Origin of the sequence: uncultured Eudoraea sp., from assembly GCF_947258525.1 — a bacterium.
GTDB lineage: Bacteria > Bacteroidota > Bacteroidia > Flavobacteriales > Flavobacteriaceae > Eudoraea.
This window is the reverse complement of the sequence record NZ_CAMYIP010000216.1, coordinates 1-2,958: the sequence shown is the minus strand read 5'-3', so window position 1 is coordinate 2,958 and position 2,958 is coordinate 1. Positions and strand designations below refer to the sequence as shown.

The 2,958-nt window shown below is 38.7% G+C and carries 1 protein-coding gene; it reads right to left on the bottom strand.

All coding sequences use genetic code 11. The features are described 5' to 3' along the window. Window positions 1-2,198 (bottom strand): CRTAC1 family protein (locus Q0X89_RS16670; protein ID WP_297696279.1); only part of this gene is annotated, 2,198 nt, incomplete at its 3' end. Window positions 2,199-2,958: the final 760 nt, after the last annotated feature.

Genomic DNA, 2,958 nt, shown 5'->3' with positions numbered 1-2,958 from the left:
ACTTCTCCCCATTCCGGGCTTAAAAATTCAGGAACAGCACCTTCAATTAAATTTCCACTCTGATCTATAAAACTTTCAAAGGCAAGGGGTTGCCATCTGTCAGGGTCGTTTAATTCAACAACATCGACATAATTTTCCAGAGAAAGAGGACTATTAACCGGGTTATAGTCCTGATTCTCATAAGCATTTTCTTCATTGGCCCCATCCTGATAGCCAAATTCTATCAGTTTTGATGCCAGGTAATTCCCTAAGGCGGCATAGGACCCGGACGAATAATCTATGTCTTGAAAGGTGGGGTCATAGCCCAATTCCGTAAACAAGGCGTTAAAGTTTTGTAATGCAGAAACCGCCCTTGGAGAATCAGAGAATCTGTGCGAAAGTAGGCGATACAAGGCGTAGCTTAACATTTCATGTCTGGCAACCTCCAGGTCTTCCGGGGGGGAAATACCATCAAATTCACAGTAAAAATCCTTAAATGTCTTCCCAAGAAATATGGTTTCAGCTGTATCGTCTAACAAGGCCCAGGCATCATACATGGCCAGTGAGCTATGAAAAAGGTTGCGGGCATGAACCGTAGGCCTTGCCAGATCCAGGCGTATGGCTTCTAATAATACCTCATTCCATTGGCGAGCAACAGACCAATCCGGATTAGTATTTCCTCCTCCATTTCCGCCGCCATTTGGGTTTCCATTGTTTTCAACAGGACTGGACCCCTCTACAAGTGTTATTAATTGATTGGAGGCCACATTTTCAAAACGATCTTTTAAGCCACTTAGCCAGGTAACCTCAACATAATCTACCTCAGTGGCCGCTCCCAAGCCAAAAAATTCTGAAAGACTGTTCTGACTGATAAAGCCTTCACCACACATGGTATATCTATAGTTAACCTCTTGTCCTACCCCTATTTCAATATAAGATCCGATACCCATGCTATTGCTCTGAGTACCCTGAAGTTTTACTTTTAGCCAGTTATTTTGTGTCGTTGTCCGGTTGGCCCATAGGTCTATGGGCTGATCAGCGATATTTACCACGGCAATATCGGGCAGGCCATCGTTCTGTATATCCCCAATGGCATTTCCATAACTGGCTTTAATATTATTTATAAAACCTGCATTGGAAGGAATTGTGTAATTACCACTTCCATTGTTTTCATAATATGCCGAAGGAGGCCTGCCGTCAGTGCCATCAAGATGGCTACTCACATATAAATCGAGGTCACCATCATTTTCACTATCTAAAAATATAGCACCCCAGCCATAACCATCATAACGCGTACCATTGCCCTGTGCTACATTGCTAAAAGTCCCATCTCCATTATTCATTAAAAATGCATTCCCCTGCACACTACCGGATAAAAACGCAGGGTAAATATTAGTGACGTAAATATCTAACCATCCGTCATTATTGTAATCGTCAACGGTGGTTGACATCCCATCCATAAAAAGATTCATACCAGAGGCATTACTTACATCCTGGAAGGTACCGTCGCCCCTGTTTCTGTATAAGAAATTAGGCAATTCATCTTTGTCATTGGCTAGAAAAAGGTCCTGATACCCATCCCGGTCATAATCAATGAATGCTGCACTTTGGGTTAAATAACCTATTGATGGAAGACCCGCAGATAAGGTCACATCTGTAAAGGTGCCATCATTTTCATTACGGTAAAGGAGATTATAATTTACCTGGTCGGGGTCTCTTACAGAAAGAAATACATCGAGGTCACCATCATTGTCATAATCTCCCCAGGAAGCTCCCCAATATTCTGCGGCCTGGGCGGCAATTCCTGAAGCAGCGAGGATATCTGTGAAATTATTCCCCCCATCATTCCTATAGAACCAACATCTGCCCTGGTCACTGGTGGCAAAAAAATCATTGTCCCCGTCATTGTCAAAATCCACCCACAAAGCCTGGCGGGCATACATTCCTCCACTGCTAATGGGTAGTTCTATGATTTCAAACTGCCCCCCGGTATTCCTTAGAAATTGAAAATCCCGGTTTGCCGAGGCCGGTATGGTAATATCGTCCCAGCCATCATTATCAAAATCCATAAAAGAGATTCCCGGGCCATGAAAAATAGGTATTGATCCGTAAATCACTTCTTCATTTACAAATTCGGTTAGGCTTTCCTCAAAAAAGGCCTGGCCACTGCCAAGAAAACACCAAAACTGAAGTAAAAGGGGGATTATTAATTTCCTCATCAAGCTCTTTCCAATTCTGTTCAAAGATATAATATTACTAATTACTCAACATTATCTTAATACTCCTATATTCCTCGTATATCAACCTATAATAGCTGTTATAAAGGTATCAAGTTGTGGAATTTATGCAAAGAACACAATTTTCAAACCCTTTTTTTTGCATATTGCTAAAAATGATTTCAAATAGTGTCATTTATCCTAAAAATGCAACAGTACATCCCCTTCTGAAAAGAATAAATAATTATAACCGAATTTTATTAATATCTTCGATCTATTGAATCCACCCCGGATTTTGCCTGTATTTGTGATACTAATATTATCTGAATTTTTATGGCTATCTTTAAAATATTGCATTGAAAGAATATTAATCTAAAGTTACCTTTAAGTTAAATACTTCCCCCCTTTACGCTTTGGTAGTTTATGTATCTTAAAAATTGGTTTATTTGAATTAGATTAATTTATTCAAATACTTTTTAAGATTACATGGACAGAATTGTAAAACGAGGTATAATTCTTCAATTTGAAGATAGTTATCCCTTTGAGTTTTTAAATAAAATAGCTAAATTATAAGTGGTAAAGAATCATATAGAAAATATATTCTGAGGACTTAAGAGTATCAAAATTGAATTAGGTATAAATAAATTAACCAATCATGACACTAAATTACTTACCATTTCATGCCAATAGAAACATTTTAGGCAAGAATAAGAAATATATCCAATTGAGATGGTTGTTGAACCTATTATTGATTTTAGGGATT